General features: G+C 31.5%; 15 protein-coding genes and 1 pseudogene. 2 read left to right on the forward strand and 14 right to left on the reverse strand.

Annotated features, from left to right (window positions below):
* Positions 1 to 349 precede the first annotated feature (349 nt).
* Complete coding sequence (locus T367_RS0113545; protein WP_027420335.1) at positions 350 to 1597, reverse strand: leucine-rich repeat domain-containing protein; 1248 nt, start codon at positions 1595 to 1597, stop codon at positions 350 to 352.
* Between the two features lie 401 nt (positions 1598 to 1998).
* Positions 1999 to 2670, reverse strand: coding sequence for a hypothetical protein (locus T367_RS0113555; protein WP_027420337.1), 672 nt, complete (start codon positions 2668 to 2670; stop codon positions 1999 to 2001).
* Between the two features lie 673 nt (positions 2671 to 3343).
* Here T367_RS0113555 and T367_RS0113560 point away from each other — a divergent pair.
* Together T367_RS0113560 and T367_RS25385 are read left to right on the forward strand one after the other, a co-directional pair.
* A complete protein-coding gene (locus T367_RS0113560; protein ID WP_051568552.1) occupies positions 3344 to 4063 on the forward strand; it encodes a DUF6088 family protein in 720 nt (239 codons plus the stop codon).
* A pseudogene (locus tag T367_RS25385) lies at positions 4060 to 4845 on the forward strand (nucleotidyl transferase AbiEii/AbiGii toxin family protein). Before T367_RS0113560 ends, T367_RS25385 begins: the two are co-directional and overlap by 4 nt.
* A gap of 270 nt (positions 4846 to 5115) precedes the next feature.
* Here the strand turns inward: T367_RS25385 and T367_RS22415 are convergent.
* The 12 genes from T367_RS22415 to T367_RS0113625 form a co-directional block, all read right to left on the reverse strand.
* On the reverse strand, positions 5116 to 6219 hold the full coding sequence (locus tag T367_RS22415; RefSeq protein ID WP_051568553.1) for a DUF4932 domain-containing protein: 1104 nt from the start codon (positions 6217 to 6219) through the stop codon (positions 5116 to 5118).
* Positions 6220 to 6785: 566 nt separating this feature from the next.
* A complete protein-coding gene (locus T367_RS0113575; protein WP_027420339.1) occupies positions 6786 to 7319 on the reverse strand; it encodes a hypothetical protein in 534 nt (177 codons plus the stop codon).
* A gap of 101 nt (positions 7320 to 7420) precedes the next feature.
* Positions 7421 to 8149 carry a hypothetical protein gene (locus tag T367_RS0113580; protein WP_169736070.1) on the reverse strand — a complete coding sequence of 243 codons (729 nt, stop codon included), beginning with the start codon at positions 8147 to 8149 and terminating at the stop codon, positions 7421 to 7423.
* Positions 8150 to 8221: 72 nt separating this feature from the next.
* Positions 8222 to 9127, reverse strand: coding sequence for an ADP-ribosylglycohydrolase family protein (locus T367_RS0113585; protein ID WP_027420341.1), 906 nt, complete (start codon positions 9125 to 9127; stop codon positions 8222 to 8224).
* A gap of 425 nt (positions 9128 to 9552) precedes the next feature.
* Positions 9553 to 9852: a type II toxin-antitoxin system RelE/ParE family toxin gene (locus T367_RS0113590; protein ID WP_027420342.1), complete on the reverse strand. Its 300-nt coding sequence runs from the start codon at positions 9850 to 9852 to the stop codon at positions 9553 to 9555.
* Positions 9839 to 10096 (reverse strand): type II toxin-antitoxin system ParD family antitoxin, encoded by a 258-nt coding sequence (locus T367_RS0113595; RefSeq protein ID WP_027420343.1) that lies wholly within the window; start codon positions 10094 to 10096, stop codon positions 9839 to 9841. The genes T367_RS0113590 and T367_RS0113595 overlap by 14 nt, the downstream gene beginning before the upstream one ends.
* Before the next feature lie 119 nt (positions 10097 to 10215).
* A complete protein-coding gene (locus T367_RS0113600; protein WP_027420344.1) occupies positions 10216 to 10659 on the reverse strand; it encodes a hypothetical protein in 444 nt (147 codons plus the stop codon).
* Positions 10660 to 11109: 450 nt separating this feature from the next.
* A complete protein-coding gene (locus T367_RS0113605; protein ID WP_027420345.1) occupies positions 11110 to 12078 on the reverse strand; it encodes a retron St85 family RNA-directed DNA polymerase in 969 nt (322 codons plus the stop codon).
* 197 nt (positions 12079 to 12275) lie between these two features.
* Positions 12276 to 13175 (reverse strand): retron St85 family effector protein, encoded by a 900-nt coding sequence (locus tag T367_RS0113610; protein ID WP_051568554.1) that lies wholly within the window; start codon positions 13173 to 13175, stop codon positions 12276 to 12278.
* Between the two features lie 96 nt (positions 13176 to 13271).
* The gene (locus T367_RS0113615; protein WP_027420347.1) at positions 13272 to 13958 is read right to left on the reverse strand and encodes a hypothetical protein; all 687 of its coding nucleotides are present in this window, start codon (positions 13956 to 13958) and stop codon (positions 13272 to 13274) included.
* Positions 13959 to 14318: 360 nt separating this feature from the next.
* Positions 14319 to 14909 (reverse strand): hypothetical protein, encoded by a 591-nt coding sequence (locus tag T367_RS22420; protein WP_072032205.1) that lies wholly within the window; start codon positions 14907 to 14909, stop codon positions 14319 to 14321.
* Between the two features lie 248 nt (positions 14910 to 15157).
* Complete coding sequence (locus T367_RS0113625) at positions 15158 to 15790, reverse strand: hypothetical protein (RefSeq protein WP_027420348.1); 633 nt, start codon at positions 15788 to 15790, stop codon at positions 15158 to 15160.
* Positions 15791 to 16007: the final 217 nt, after the last annotated feature.

The raw sequence follows: 16007 nt of genomic DNA on the forward strand, positions 1-16007 counted from the left end.
GAGATTCTCTCCGTAGAAATTCGGATGTGCGGTAGCGAGTATGCGACTGGTAACAGTCTTTGCGGTAGCTTAGTTGAAGCTAATTCTGTGTTGAATCGGAAAAAATACATTTCTTGAGACATATTAATAAAAATTTAAGTTTCCGCAATTACCGCTAACGACCCGGCTAAGAAATCGTAGGGGAGTTTAAAATTCAGCCTTTTCAATTTAGCATTTAGCCAAGCCAAATATTTTTATAATTAATTTTCTTTTTTAGTTATCAAAATTTTGGTTTGGCGGTTTTCAATCAAAGCTATTAACTTCCAATTTACTACCAAACCCCTATGTTTTTTAGCCATTGTTACCACCTTTATTTTTTATATTCTAATAGTTTATCAATTATTTTTCTACTTTCTTTATTTTCTATCAATTCAATGTTTAAATAAGCAATTATCTTTCTGTTTGAAATTTCTCGAAATACAATATACCCCTCTAATTCATAGTTTTTTTTATTAGACCAGTCCCACACACTAAATGATGACGTTTCAACTTGAAATAATGGATTATTGATTTCATAAATTTTGTTTAGTTTAACACTATCTAAATTATGTATTTTAAGAATTACCTTTCTTGTAAACTCTTCATCAATTACTCCTGGTTCATTGTAAAAGTAATTACTTTCTAAATATAATGTGTCGTTTACTTTTTTCAATTTTGTTGAATATTTACCGTAAACTTCCGAAAAATTTATGAGTTGAGATTCTAAATATCTACACCTCCAACTCCATTTAATTTTATCATTCAATTTTTTTTCAATTGTTTCTTGATTAGAAAAGATTTCTTTACAAGCCTTTATTATAACAAGATTATTATTTAAAGATAAACAGTGTGGAAGAAATGAAATCATAGTGTTTTCAATTTCAAGCCTTTCAAGATTTTCCAATTCACAAATTGGCTCAGGTAATACTAATAATTCAATATTTCCATTAAGCGTCAAGTCTTTTAGCTGTTGAAGTAATTTTATACTATCACTAACAAATGATATGTTACTGTTAGATAAATCAAGGAATTCTAATTCATTAAACAAATAAAAATATGATGGGATTTCCTTAAGATTATTTCCTGATAGATACAAATTTCTTATACTTTTCCAATTTTTAACAGTAGAAGGTAAAGAGCTTATTTTTCCGCAAAGCATTATTTCTTCTAAATTAACAAGATTACCAATTTCGTTTGGTAAAATATCTATTTCATAATTATAGATATTTAATTCTATTAGATTAGTCAGTTTACCTATTTCTGGTGGAATGTTTAATTTGGTACGTCCATTTGAAATAGTTAAAATTTTTAATTCATGAAGATTGCCAATACTTTTAGGTACATAATGAAATTCACCAAAATTTATATCTAAATGTTCTAAGTTGGTTAGTCTACCAATTTCACTTGGTAAAGAGTCACTTTTATAAGATTGTATCTTTAAGAGTTTTGGGTTTTTGGTCAAACAAATCTCTATCAATTCATTATAATCACAATCTTTCAAAACAATAGTGTCATTTACATTTGCAAAAGATATTGTATAAATAAAGAATGTAATTAATATGGAAATTCGTTTTTTCATTATTGGTGGTAACAACCGAATAATACACACTCCCATTTGTTAAACATTTGTAAACACTTATTATCCGTTTGTAAACATTTACAGCTGCTAAAAGAGAATTTCAAGTTAGGGTTGCGGGTTGTTAATTTATCAAATATAGCATTCCTTGTTAAATATTGGGTAAGGTACTGAGCATTAATAGGAAAAAAAGGGGGGGGGGGGGGGGAGATATTAATATTGGGGTTGAGTTAGATTACCGCGAGATTCTCTCCGTAGAAATTTGGATGTGCGGTAGCGAGTATGCGACTGGCTTTTGGGGATTAGATGTTCTCCTTTTGTATAGGTTGAGCTGCAGCAGCGCAGTTATTGTGGACTTTCAATGAAATACTGAACCCCGAATTAAATTTAATTTTTGCTTGGCACTATTTTTTCGTTTGTAATAGCTTGAAATTCATTTTTTCTCCATTGTAAAATAGATAATTCATTTCTAATATTCCAACATTTTCTTTAAAATACACAATCAAACAGCTTGTTCCCAGCTTGTTATGTTTCCCTATATTTTTTATTTTCCAACAATTTAATTCTGTTCCCCAGTTATAATCTCTAGTTTCTTGAGCTGTTATTTCTGTTGTAGATTTAACTGTCCCTTTGAAATTCCCAAGTGTTGAAAATATTTTGGTTTTGCCCTTTGTTATTATGTTTAATGCCGGAGGCAAGGGAACCGTGGGAAAAGGAGCTATTTCCGTCAAAATATATTGATTTGAACGAAATGGATGCATCCACAAACGACTTCCTTCAAGAGCTCCTTCACCTTGAATATTGACCCATTTTTTATTAAATCCTAAAATCGAGTCAGTTTTCGATTTAAGATTAATGTTATCAAGACTATATGAATAATAAAGTAATGTTTGATTAAAATTAAAAATAGTATCTGTTGCTTTTATCGTTACTTCTTCTGCAGATAAGGTATCTCCATTCTTATCAAGATAAGTGGCTTCATATAAATATTCAAATCCGTTCTTCCAATAAACTTTATCTTGTGCAAAGTTGTTGTTAGCACATAGTATTATTATTGTCAATAATGATAATTTCATAGATTACTTTATTGTGTTAATATTTCTATAAATATGAAACTCTTTTTTGTTATAGTACTTAACAATTTATTTTTTCATGAAATAGACTTATTGCACCTAACATCCGAATAAAGTTAACGTTAATTTAGCCCAATTATATAAACTCTATTTCATTTCCTAAAACAAGTAAAAAATACTAAAAGAGAATTTCAAGTTAGGTGTTCGGGTTGTTATTTTCTCAAATATAGCATTCCTGGTTAAATATTGGTAATCTGCTGAGGGTTAATAGGGAAAAGGGGTGTAGATATTAATATTTAGGGTAATTATCACACCACGAGATAGTCCCGATAGGAATTTGGATGTGTGGCAGCGGGTATGCGACTGAATTTTGGGGATTAGATGTTCTCCTTTTGTATAGGTTGAGCCGCAGCAGAGGAGTTATTGCGGAGTGGCGAATAACATTCCTAGTATTGTACGTTTGCGTCTCAAAGGGGCACATGCATTTTACAAATTGCTGTGTTTAGGATTTTGTGTTTTTATGGCCACTATTACTGTCCAACCACATCAATTACAAGCACTTGACGTGGTTGGACACCTAACAATTTCATTCCTTCTTATTATTTTTAATATTTTTGTCCAGTTTTTTAATTAATTAACTGGACATTTTACTATATTTGAATAATTAAATAAAATTTTGAAAACCACTGATTATATAGCAAATAGAATTGATAGGCTTGGAAAAGGTTATGTTTTCACCTATCATGATTTTATAACAGAGGTGAATAGAAAAGAAGCTGTAATAAAAACGCTTAACAGAATGGCTACAAGCGGTAAGATTGTGAAGCTCTCTAAGGGTAAATATTATAAACCTGAATTAACCCCCTTTGGTGAGTTGCCTCCTGATCAACGTGAGGTAGTAAAAGACTTATTGGAAAAGAATGGCAAACTTATCGGGTACATTACAGGTCTTGGAATTTATAATCGATTAGGATTAACAACACAAATAAGCAATGTTATTCAAATTGGTAGAAATGAACCTAGACCTGGATTAGAAAGGGGGAAGTATAAAATTAGATTTATAATTCAGAAGAATAGGATAACCAAAGATAGCATACCACTTCTTCAAATTCTGGATGCTATCAGATATATCAAAAAGATACCAGATGAGTCAATAGACAAATCGTGCAAAAAGCTAATTGAGATAGTACGGAATAGAAAAATTTCCGAACGAGAAGCTATGGCTAAACTGGTAATAAAATATTCACCAGCAACAAGAGCGCTATTAGGAGCAATTTTAGAAATGCTTGGAGAGGAATATGAAAATATAAAGAAAACCTTAAATCCAATATCGACTTATGCGTTTGGAATTTCTGGAAACGTGCTAACAACAAAAGGCAATTGGAATATCCTATGAACTTACACAAAGACCAAACTCTATTTAAGCAGGCCATAAGGGCTACAGCAGAAAGAAAAAACTTAATCGACATATATGTGGAGAAAGACTATTGGGTAACATTAGCATTGCATAGGATTTTTCATAGTGAAATAGGAAACGACACTGTATTTAAAGGGGGAACAGCTCTTTCAAAATGTTATGGCTTAATCGAAAGATTTTCTGAAGACATAGATTTAGTTGTCCTAAGATATGACGCTGATAATGGTAATACATTAAAGAAGAGATTCAACCAGATTGGAAAGGTAGTGTCTGAGATTATGCCGGAAGTCCCAGTGGAAGGTATTACTATTAAAATGGGCATGATCAGAAAAACTGCACATACTTATAATAAAAAATTTGAAGGGCAGTTCGGACAAGTTAGGGATGTGATAATAGTAGAAGCGACCTGATTAGACAGGTATGACCCATATCACAGACAAGAAATAAGCTCGTACACATATGAGATGATGGAAGAAACTGGCCAGTTAGAAATTGCAGAGAAATATGATATGCTTCCTTTTGAAGTGCAAGTTCTAGATGCAAGAAGGACAATTTGTGAAAAAATAATGAGTTTAGTTAGATTTTCTTATGGCGATAATCCTATACAATACTTAAAAGATAAAATCAGACATACATACGATATCAATCAACTTCTTAAAGATCCAGAAATCAATTCATTTTTTAATTCGGATGATTTTGAGGACATGTTTATGTCTGTTGCGCGAGATGATGTTGAAAGTTTCAAGAATAATAATGAATGACTCAATCATCATCCAAAGAATGCCACGATCTTTTCAAAAACTAAAGAAACATGGGATCAAATTAAAGGAGTCTACGAAACTGATTTCAAAGACTTAGTATATGGAGATTTTCCTGATGAAAAGGAAATCTTGAAATCTCTTGAGACTGTGAAAGATAGAATTTTTACAGTCAAGTGGAATATCTCAGTTGGTGGTGGAAATTATACCTAACGTTGAGCGTATGGTGTTGTCCTTCGTTATTTTTTTGTGTTTTATTTTTCAGCTTTTTCTTTAAGCGTCAATTTTAGATGCTGTTCGATTAAAAAACTTTATTATTTCAGGCATAAAACTCTCTATAGTTGGATACGTATCTCGATTGTTGTCATATCTTTCTAATTCTTTAACTAAATCATCAGTCCATAAAAAACTACTATTTATCTGCTCCTTCAATTCATTCTCGATTGTTTTTTTATCAAAATTATGATCTTTCATATATTTAATAACAGCTGACCTAACCAGTGCTTCATCATACATAGTTTTCCAATTACCGTATGCTTGCTTATTCATTTCCTCTTTTACTTTATTAAAAATGATTGTCCCGCTTTCTCCAAGATCAGAACGATATTTCTCTACAACATAATTTACAAATGAATGATTAAATTCGTGTAAAAGCGTTGGAAAATAGTCTTCTATTGAGTAAACAGGAATACTTAAGCTATCAACACTCCACGTTCCCATTATCGCATATATTACTTCATTTCCATTTTCGGAAAGTATTTTTGGTCCATAATTTGCGCCACCATTTCCTAGTCCATTTATAATTCTAAATTCTCCTTTTGGCTTTACCCCATAAAATTTTTGATACCATTCTAAGTCTAAATTTTGATATACTTTTTTAAATCTGTTTGATGCAGTTTTGTAAAGTTCTTTATTGTCATTAAAAAAAGTTTCAAAGTCGGCATCAGTATAAAACTCCTTTAACAGTTTTAAAAATTTTATTGAGCTTTTTTTATTCCAAGGTTCCTCAAGTGATTTGCATGGAAATGGGGTTACAATTGGTTTTATAATTGGTGGTTCAGTTATATGAATCGCCATACTCATAACCGAACTATAACCAATTCCATCTTCAAGTAATTCATCTTTCACGAACTTAATTAAATCGTGATTTTTAAATTCTCCAAAATGACTTTCAATGCTTTCAACGTACTTTGGAAAAAGATTTTGACTATATTCATGACTGCCTGCAAGTCTAAAAACAATGCTTAATAATTCTACACGTTTATCTACTTTCGGTTCTTTTAGTATAGTTTCTTTTTGTACAATTTTTACTTCTTTCTTTTGAAAACAAGCATTTAAAGTGAGTAAAATCAAAAATACTCCTATTATTTGTTTCATTAATTAGATCTATTTTGTTCATTCGTTTAATGACGCCCCCCAAATAAAACTTTTCTAAGTAAGGACAAGTTTGTTTTTATTCCTTTTATATAAACGTCACTTCATTTCCTAAAACATTTACAAAAATGCTAAAAGAGAATTTCAAGTTAGGTGTTCGGGTTGTTATTTTATCAAATATAGCATTCCTTGTTAAATATTGGTAATCTACTGAGCATTAATAGGGAAAACCCCTGAAAACAGGCAGGGAAAACCCTTTTTTTTAGGTAGGTTGGGTTTAGGGGGTAGAGTTACGAAACCACGAGATACTCCCGATAGGAATTTGGATGTGTGATAGCGGATATGCGACTAGCTTTTGGGGATTAGTTGTTCTTCTTTTGTATAGGTTGAGCTGGAACAGCGCAGTTACTTCGGAGCGGGGGTTTGTAATAAGTTAACTAGGCAAGCGCTGAAAATTTCTAAAAGTAGAATTCCATATGATGAAAACTATCGAAGTAAAAATCCGGTTTTAATGTAAAAATAATTCGAGAAAAACTTTTTTATAAGCTCAGTTCTTTGTTAGGTGCTTTTTACAATTGTTTCCCATTCAATTCTATTTTTACAGGATTATTTGGAGCAATTTTAAAGTCAAACGTATACTCATATTCACAATAACAATCACACGGCATATAACTTATGTTTTTGTATGATAATTTAATCAAATCTGAGTTTCTTTTTATATCCCCCACATACTCTAAACAGCAATCATCAATAAACCTGAACCTAACGACACAATTTGTGTCAGATTTAATCTTTTTAATATTGAATGGCGTTCTTTTCTTATACTTATTTAAGGTTTCTATACTTGGACCTCCTGATTCACAATTGTCAGTAGATTGAAAAGAAAATTCTTTTTTGACCATACGGATTTCATGGTCTTTTCTTTGCTGAGCCATTTCTTTTTCCATTTTCTGTTCTTCCAATTCATAATCATCTAATTCAGACAATGTATCAGAATAATCTTTCTGATCACTTTGAGAATGTACTTTGTTTGTTTGTTCAGATTGGTTATTACATGCTCCCAATCCGATAATCAGAATTACTATTGTTAAAAATCGTTTCATAATTGTACCTAACGGTAAAATAAATATAAGCATTTATGCTGTCAGCGCATAGCGCTGATATTTATTCTTTGTTAGCATTTGTTTTCGATTCCTGTAACACATTATTTTTGATCACCGTTTGCTTTAAAGGCACTTTCAAATTGACCAGGATTGATAGATCCATAAAAAGAATTGGAATAATTTTCTCCTATTCTAATTCTCAATTCTGTTTTGAAATCACCATTAAAAACTGGTGCAGAGGTTAGAACCAATTCGCTAGGAGGTAATTTTACACTGTGTATTTCAAATCCACAACCAATTAATGGTTCTTGAATCGGTCGCCAATTCTTATATCTATCTTTAGCCTCCATTATTGCAGGTATTCTACTACGATATGAAATAATAGCTGTATCTGGGCTCAAGTTAGTTATAAAAACTGCATAAGATTGCATTTTACCACCAATAAACTGGTTTGTATCAACTTCTATTTTCAGTGAAACATATTCTGCTGGAATTGAGTTCTTCGATAAATCTTTTGGATTGTTGTCATATTGCGCAAATTCAGCTGGTGGTAATTCTTCCATTTCCATATCAAAAACAGAATGATAGAACTTCGCGGACAATACCCGATCTACTAAAATGGAATCCTGATAAGGTCCAATGTAGTAGAGTCTGTAGTATGAGGTGCTTAACCATTCTCGCTCGAAAAGTATTCCAGTATTTTGTTCTTTATCAATTATAATTGGAGACTTTTCTATATTCTCTGAGTCAAATGGAAATGATTCTGAGGTACATGCAAGCATTAAGCAAAATGTGAAAAAAATTACTAAAGTTTGAACTATGGTTATCATTATTTTAATAAAAGTTAACGGTTGGCTATCTGACGTGACCAGCTTTTGCTGGGCATGAGCAGGTATACATTGTTACTCCCAGTTTTCTTTTTTCTTTAAATTATTTATCGTCATTTGAATCCAATTGTATTCATTCAAATCTGAAAGTTTCTTTATTAGGTTTTCAGGAATTCCTTTTCGCCCAATTAAAGTTCCTACAATTTGTCCTGCAATTGAACAATTGGTATCTGTATCTCCTCCAATTTCAATTAGCTGTAAAAACATATTTTCAATTCCTATTTCTTTTGATTTAATTGCCGCTGCAATTGCTAATGGAACAGAATTTACAACATATCCGTCATTACCTAAATTTCCAATTTTTGATAAACTTTCAATCTCTTTAATTTCTGTCAACCTGTCTCTAACTCTTGTGTCAGGAATTTGGTCGATAATTAATTCGATTAAGTTTTCATCTTCATTCCAATTTCCATTTAAGATTTCTCTAATTGCAATCACAACGCATCTTGCTCCAATATATGCTTCATCATTTTGATGAGTTATTATGCATAAATCTCTAATCTCAGAATTGGAAATATTTTCTTTAAATGCAATTGGTGCTATTCTCATTGCTGCTCCGTTTCCTGCTGCGTATTCTCCCTTTCTACCGACTTGACTCCAATGCCCTCCAAAATCTAATTCTTTTAATGCTTTCAAAGTACTTGCTCCAACTCCTCTTAATCTTCTTTGTTTATATAATTTTAAAAAATGATTAGAAACCGTTTCTGGCTTAACTTTTTCATCTTCAATCATCGCCTCAATTGTTGCCAGAGTTAATTGTGTATCATCTGTGATTTGCCATTTTGGTTCTTTCTTTTTAGGCTTTCCAAAAAGGTAAAATGTATCTTCTTTTTCTTCTTCGATATTTTCATATCCACTTCCAAAAGCATCTCCAATTGCTCCACCAATTATGCAACCTTCAAATCTTTCGGCTTTTGTCATTGTTTGTTTTTCTTTTTTTAATTGGGAGTAACAACCGAATAAAACTCACCCCCATTTGTTAAACATTTGTAAACACTTACTATCCGTTTGTAAACATTTACAGCTGCTAAAAGAGAATTTCAAGTTAGGTGTTCGGGTTGTTATTTTCTCAAATATAGCATTCCTTGTTAAATATTGGTAATCTACTGAGCATTAATAGGGAAAAGGCTTTGCAGATATTAATATATAGTGTTAAGTATCATGCCTCGAGATACTCCCGATAGAAATCGGGATGTGCGGTAGCGGGTATGCGACTGGCTTTTGGGGATTAGATGTTCTCCTTTTGTATAGGTTGAGCTGCAGCAGCGCAGTTATTGTGGAGTGGCGAACGGTTTTGTAAAAAGTCGTTTTTAAATGCATTTTTACATTTGTATTGTGTTTAGTTTTTATTCTGCTATTCTTTTTCTCAAGTCCATTCTTTCGTGAAGTACTCTGGTAATTTCAACATAATTTATGTCAACTGTTCGGTAAAAAATGATGTGGCGGTTTGCTTTCATTCCAAGTAATTTTTCAGCAATTCCGTCATATCTTTTCCCTAAGTCTGGATTCTCAGCAATTTCTTGACAGTTTGAAACGAGTAACTCATAATATTTATCAGCCTGTTTTTCAGACCAAACTTCAAAAGTATAACCCCAAATTTTCGATAAGTCCTCTACAGCTTTCTTTGTCAATTTAAACTGCGCCATTCGAATGCTTTTTCGCTTTTAAAGATGCCAAATGTTTTTTGGGATCAAAATCGTGGGCAATTCCACTATCAATTCCTTGCTGAATAGCATTCTTTAAAGCAACGACTTTATTCTCTTCTTCTTCTAAAAGTCTTAATCCAGCACGAATAACTTCGCTAACATTTTTAAATCGTCCTTCATTTACTCGTCCTTGAACAAATTCGTCAAAATAGTTTCCGAGTGATACTGATGTGTTTTTATTCATTTTAATCTATTTACTCAAATATACCAATAATTGGTAACTTGTCCAAATTATCTACAACGGTTGACTAAAATTAGGCATTTATGCCGAACCGCAACGCGGTGAATTTTAGTTTTTGTTAACTACTTTTTTAATTTGTTAAATTTCACTTTCATTGTTTGTATCGTGTCAAATTCACCATTAATATTTTTTAAGTAAACAACTTGATTATGATTAATTATCATTTCAGTGGAATTAATGTAATTTTCTAAGTGTTTAATTCCGTCAATAATGATTATGGTGTCGCCAGACAATTTATAATCTTTGGTTATGATTGTTCCGCCCACCGCATTCCCAGTGTTGATTTCAATATTTATCGAGTCGAGAATTTTGATATTACAATAATCCGTTCCATTTCTATATTCTGCTTCTAGCAACATTTTATCCCAACGTTCTAAATTGGCTTTAACAACCTCAGGGTCTTTATGACCTATGAAATCGATTTGTGTAAAACTATAATATACAAATCCAACTATTCCGCCAATTATGGTGATTACAATGATTAATGTTTTAAGTCTTTTATTCATTTCTAATTCTGACTAACATTTCGTGGTGTTCTCCAAAACAACTGTTATCATTTTTGTTTTTCAATCTTTTAAACCAAATAAACCTTGCCTAAAAATATTTATTTCCGCAATAGGGAAGAATTGTAGTTAACAACCGAATAATACACATTCCTATTTGTTAAACATTTGTAAACACTTATTATCCGTTTATAAACATTTAAAGCTGCTAAAAAGAGAATTTCAAGTTAGGTGTTCGCGTTCTAATTTTCTCAAATATAGCATTCCTTGTTAAATATTGGTAATCTACTGAGCATTAATAGGAAAAACCCCTGAAAACAGGTAGGAAAAACCCCTTTTTTTGGGAAGGTTGGGTTTGGACGTAGGTTATTAGGGACTTTGCGCTGCCTGGCGGATAAGCGAAGGCAATGCATGCAGGTCGGCGCGGCGTTTGTCTGTCTCAGACGAGAATACTTAGTTATTGGATATAGTTATTTGATTTACTAGAGTTTTTGGGTGTTCCTTTTTTAACTTTGTAACATATTTGAAAACCTTGTTGAACCTAGATTTATCAACACTTTTTAAATATGCAATCCAACCATTTACTTCATTTAGTAAGTCTGTATTTTTCTGCTCTTTAGGTTTTGTGAGATGATAAATTTTTGACCTTAATATTCTATATTTAGTTTTACCAATTCCAAACTTATTATTTGATATTACTAAACCTGTTACTATTTTGGCTCTACTTGCACCTGCGACCCTAGTCTTTTTGGGATTAATTATGAATCCTTCATCTTCAACAATACTTTTCACAACTGGTAAAATTTGAACAGTATTAGCAGGATGAAGACCTGAAAAAGATAAATCATCTGCATATCTTGTGTAGGTTATGCCACGTTTTCCAACAAAACCCTGAATTCGTTTGTCCAATTTCCAAGTAACAAGGTTTGCTAATTTAGGTGAGCAAGGGCTTCCTTGGGGTAAAGAACCATCACAAGTACAAATATTAGTTAGCATAGTCGAAATTAGTTTATTGTAACCAATAGACTTGAAAACATTATAAACTTGAATATCCGTGACTGTTCCAAAAAAATCGGATAAATCGATTGTTAGAATACAATTTGCATTAATATGTGGCCTGGCATTATCCCCAATTGAACTCCCTTTTTCAAACCCCTTACAGGAATCAGAAACTTTAAGTTTGTTAAGAATATTTACTAATATCCAAGACTGTAATCCTTTAAGATTCTTGCTGGGTTGACAAATTGTTCGAGTTCCTCCGGTCTTTTTCTTTAAGGGGAATTTTTTATAGTGAAAGTTCGACTTCTCAGATAATTGGTAAAGCGTATATTTAGAAAGGTGGGTAATATGTGAAAAATCATCGATTGATTGGATTATTGGAAGTCCAAGCATATTCAACCTTATGTTTTCGTTTTTTACCATTCTTAGTTTTATAAAATGAAGAAAAGAAAGTTCTTAATACTTCTCAATAGTTGAGTGAAATTTAAGTGTAAAACCTACTGGATTTTGCACTTAAAATTTGCGATGATAGTATCTAGGTTTATAACTCGAGTGTCGGAACAACACTCACTCACTTTTTAATTACATAACGCAACAAAAAGCGTCTAAAAAGAACTTTCTTATATCTTCATTTTTCTATTTCTTAATTTAAAATTTAATATTTCTAATCGCAGTTTGTCCAAAGCTACAGTTTCGTCTTGCACCTTAATTCTACTACCTATTTTTCTTAATTTTTCATATTGTTCTAACCCTAAACTTGTTAGTCTGTAGCCATCATTTGTATATTCAATTGCTTTTTTCTTTGTGAGAGTAGTTAATGCTGTTCTAGTTGCTTCATATGAATTTGAAATATCATCTATAGCTTCACCAACAATTTTACCTAACGTTAAATCACTAATTGGTTCAAGTAGATAAATAGTAGGCAATAAAAAACTATCCAATTGAAGCAAATTCACAGATTTCGTTTTTACAGCACTATTTCGTTTTGAGAAGTTAATTGCAGATTTAATTTCATCCATTTCATTTGGCAAATCATTCGGGTCAATAAAAATCACACCATTCTTGTTAGCTTTCTTAATCAATTTTATTGGTCCTTGATTTATAAAGCTTTTGTCCTTTCTATATCTTTCATCTACTATACAAATTATCTTTGCCCTCAAGTTTTCGTTGTTTGCAAACGCTCCTAGTTCCGCAAATGAACCTGGACTTTCGGGAATCATTAAAATCACATCAACGCTATCAGCAAGCAAATTTTCTAGTGACAGTAAGTCCTTACTTCTCGAACTGTATAAAAGTTCATCAAAAATATCTTCTGGATAAATAATTTCATACCTGTAATAATTCCATATATTTTTAAATTCTTCCGCAATTTTAAATCTTAATTTATCCTTCATTGAGATATCTGCACCGCATAGAAATATATTGGTTTTAAAAGTGTTTACTGGTTTGTAAAAATCATCACGAATTCTTTTCGCAAATTTTTTACAATCAACATCCGATATTTCTACTTGTATACTCAATGTTTCTTTTTAATTATTGCCAACGTCGTTTGGCTATATTTTCGTTGCTGTAAGGTACGAAACAGTAATGAAATTTAGGCTTTGTTGTAGGTAGTTTTAAGTTATTTTTTCACAGAATTTACGTGCATCTGGACAATTAATGATTAAATCATGCTCTCGTTCGCACTTCCAAATAAGTCTGTATTCATTTTCAGGTGAATATTTAGTCTTTTTTAAGTAAAACATATTGAAATCAACCCTTGGTATCATATCCAAATATGGAAAGAGTTCATGTATTGGAGGGGAATTATCAGTTAAATCAGGCAAGTCAGGAAATTTTTCTAGAGGAAAAAAACTAAAACCACGATCAGTGTATTCAGTCATGCCTTCTTGACCTTTTTCAAATCCTTTTAAAACTTTTGCCACTTCATATCCAAAACCTAATGGATTGTTAATTTTAAAACATCCATCAACTTTAAAATATGGTAAATATTTATTTAAATCAAGTTCTGTACTTGTGCAGAGCATTCTATGAGTATCTCTATCGTCAAATCTAATTGACGATTGTTTTGTTCTGTCTCGACTAAGAATAATATAATCATGATATCCTTCATTTTCATCATTTCTTATGTCATCTACTGTCCTATTTTTAACAAATGAGGTTAGCTGTAAATTTCCAGTTTTGAAAAATTCATCAATCCAGTATTGGTCCATGTATCGATAAACTTGACTAATATTTCTAAGCATTACACCATTTATGTGAGACCTTATTCTCCATCTATTTCTGAATTCTAATGGGTGCATATTTTTTTTGTTTGAAACAAAGGGTTTCATTACCTACAACAACCGAATAATACACCCTCCTATTTTTTAAACATTTGTAAACACTTATTATCCGTTTGTAAACAAGTAAAAAATGCTAAAAGAGAATTTCAAGTTAGGTGTTCGGGTTGTTATTTTCTCAAATATAGCATTCCTTGTTAAATATTGGTAATCTACTGAGCATTAATAGGAAAAACACCTGAAAACAGGTAGGGAAAACCCCTTTTTTGGGGAGGGTTTTGTTTTGGTGGTATGCAATTAATGACTTTGCTCTGCCTAGCGGATACACGAAGGCAATGCATGAAGATCGGCGCGGCGCGTGTCCGCCTCAGGCGGGAATACTTAGTTATTGGCATTTCGTTTTTTATTTCTTCGCACAATTATCAGGATAAGAATTAATAGAATTCCAATTGTGATAATTATTACTAAATCCCGATTACCGTTTTCCAATTTATTTTCAAACGAATCAAGTTCGATTTGATTCCTAAACATTGAATAATTCCCGTAAGCTTTATTTGATTCAATATCAACTTTTAAATATTCAGTTCTACAGGAAAAAAAGTCATATTCAGTATTTTCAGAATTGTCTAATGGATTTGGCGTGACTAAATAATATCCGTTAATTTCAAAATCAGATAAGTAAGGTCGGCATAACATTCCATTGTCTCCAAAAATTGTAATTCTTTTTCTACTTTCTTTTCCTTTGTATTTTTTGATTATTTCGGCAGTCATTGAGTAAGGCATCTTTCCGTCATAATCAGTTATTTCACGGTCAAGATATTCATCAAATGATATTATTTTGACTAATGCTACGAATTCAGAATTTTCTGCTGTCAAACTAAAAGAATCATTCCAATGACGTGAACAACTACAAGCGAATAACTCGAAAGATGAAAAAAAAATGAATAAAAAAATTAGAATTTTCTGTCTCAAGTTCGTTTTTTTAAATGAATGCCAACAACCGAATAATACTCACCCCTATTTGTTAAACATTTGTAAACACTTATTATCCGTTTGTAAACATTTAAAGCTGCTAAAAGAGAATTTCAAGTTAGGGTTGCGGGTTGTTATTTTCTCAAATATAGCATTTCTTAACAAATACCAAGTAAGATACTGAGCATTAGTAGGTAAAACCCCTAAAAACAGGTAAGAAAACCCCCTTTTTGTGTCAGCATGTGTTTTCAATAGTTCTTTTTTCCGTAGTTCACGGAATCCATTCTGAATACTGCATTTGAGATGTACCTCAATTTATTGGTGTAAGATATGCGAATATTATCTTCTCTAATACCAGGATTATTACAATCCAAAAACACACCCATTCCTTCAAATAAGAAATCAGGACATCTTTGGATTAGATCTATTTTAGATTTCTGAATTTCAGTAAACGGTATTGGATATTTCATTTTTAAATGACCAACTTTATCTGATTCGAATCCTCCCTTAGTTATCTTGTAGCCTCTCCAATCAATGCTATCCATATAATTTCTGTAAATAAAGGATAATTGATTTATAAGAATTTGATTCTGATTTTTAGTTTGTTCTATTCTGAGTGAATCCCAATTATTTTCAAATCTTAATTTAATCGTTATTGTATCAAGTTTGGGAGTACCTCCTTTTAGAGCAGAGTTATAATAATGAACTGTGAATGTGTCGATTTGCATCCAGATAAGCTCATCATTCGAACTTTTATTAACCAATGATGTATTATCATAATTTTCAAGCATAGAATACACGCTATCTATACCAGTTAAGTTTTGCGTCTGAGCCTTACCAGTTAGGGAATAAAGAAAAAATAATGCGATAACAGTTTTCATGTACAATATAATTTTCTTTTACAAATTTAGTTACGCTTAAAATTTATGTTTCTCATAAAAATGATCAATAAATGCCAACGGAAAATAAAATCTATTTAATGCCAAAAATCAAGTCAACTATATAGTGAAATATTACAATTTAAGGACTCAAATCATACCTTTAAAACACCGAAATGGAAAAGCCATTTTTATTGAAAATACACAGTAAGGTGAAATT

It is taken from the genome of Crocinitomix catalasitica ATCC 23190 (assembly GCF_000621625.1).
Classification (GTDB): Bacteria; Bacteroidota; Bacteroidia; order Flavobacteriales_D; family Crocinitomicaceae; genus Crocinitomix; species Crocinitomix catalasitica.

Bases quoted from the DNA above. Each gene is read 5' to 3' on its own strand.
- T367_RS0113545 (WP_027420335.1), bottom strand. From the start codon at position 1,597: ATGAAAAAACGAATTTCCATATTAATTACATTCTTTATTTATACAATA.
- T367_RS0113555 (WP_027420337.1), bottom strand. From the start codon at position 2,670: ATGAAATTATCATTATTGACAATAATAATACTATGTGCTAACAACAAC.
- T367_RS22415 (WP_051568553.1), bottom strand. From the start codon at position 6,219: ATGAAACAAATAATAGGAGTATTTTTGATTTTACTCACTTTAAATGCT.
- T367_RS0113575 (WP_027420339.1), bottom strand. From the start codon at position 7,319: ATGAAACGATTTTTAACAATAGTAATTCTGATTATCGGATTGGGAGCA.
- T367_RS0113580 (WP_169736070.1), bottom strand. From the start codon at position 8,149: ATGATAACCATAGTTCAAACTTTAGTAATTTTTTTCACATTTTGCTTA.
- T367_RS0113585 (WP_027420341.1), bottom strand. From the start codon at position 9,127: ATGACAAAAGCCGAAAGATTTGAAGGTTGCATAATTGGTGGAGCAATT.
- T367_RS0113590 (WP_027420342.1), bottom strand. From the start codon at position 9,852: ATGGCGCAGTTTAAATTGACAAAGAAAGCTGTAGAGGACTTATCGAAA.
- T367_RS0113595 (WP_027420343.1), bottom strand. From the start codon at position 10,096: ATGAATAAAAACACATCAGTATCACTCGGAAACTATTTTGACGAATTT.
- T367_RS0113600 (WP_027420344.1), bottom strand. From the start codon at position 10,659: ATGAATAAAAGACTTAAAACATTAATCATTGTAATCACCATAATTGGC.
- T367_RS0113605 (WP_027420345.1), bottom strand. From the start codon at position 12,078: ATGGTAAAAAACGAAAACATAAGGTTGAATATGCTTGGACTTCCAATA.
- T367_RS0113615 (WP_027420347.1), bottom strand. From the start codon at position 13,958: ATGCACCCATTAGAATTCAGAAATAGATGGAGAATAAGGTCTCACATA.
- T367_RS0113625 (WP_027420348.1), bottom strand. From the start codon at position 15,790: ATGAAAACTGTTATCGCATTATTTTTTCTTTATTCCCTAACTGGTAAG.